This is a genomic window from Caballeronia sp. dw_19, from assembly GCF_018449515.1.
GTDB lineage: Bacteria > Pseudomonadota > Gammaproteobacteria > Burkholderiales > Burkholderiaceae > Caballeronia.
Genome location: NZ_JAAVUQ010000111.1, coordinates 1 through 603 on the forward strand (window position 1 = coordinate 1; position 603 = coordinate 603).

The following is a 603-nucleotide window of genomic DNA, read 5'->3' on the forward strand; positions in this document are numbered from 1 at the left end:
GGAGTGGTAATCGGTTCGACCACCGTTGCCGGGGACGGCACGTGGACATTCAAGCCATCGACGGACTTGTCCAACGGCTCGAACAGCTTCACGGTGATTGAAACGAACCCGGCGGGCACGCCGAGCGCGACGTCGCCGGCAACGGCCGTGGTGGTGGACACCACCACACCGGCAAAACCGTCGACGCCGGTTCTGACGGACGACAGCAACGCATCAATTCCGGCGGGCAGCACGACAAGCGACGGCCATCCGCACATCAGCGGCACGGGCACAGCAGGCGACACGGTCAAGATCTATGACGGCGCGACGCTGATCGGCTCGGCCGTGGTCGATGGCACCGGCAAGTGGAGCTTCACGCCGTCAACGGACGTGGCTATTGGCACGCACAGCATCACGGCCACGCAAACCAACGCGGCTGGCACGACGGGCGCGGCATCGGATGCGGTCGCGTTCACGTTCATGCCTGTGGCCGGGGCGCCGGTCATCACGAATGTGCTTGATACAGTGGGCACGAGCCCGACGCTTGTGAGCATTCCGAGTGGCGGGGCGACCAGTGGCAATCAGCCCACCATCAGCGGCACGGGTGTGGTCGGCGACACGGTC

At 65.5% G+C, this 603-nt stretch carries 1 protein-coding gene; it reads left to right on the forward strand.

Annotated features, from left to right (window positions below):
* The coding region (locus HB376_RS40615) for an Ig-like domain-containing protein (RefSeq protein WP_213769312.1) at nt 1-603 on the forward strand (603 nt) is incomplete at both ends.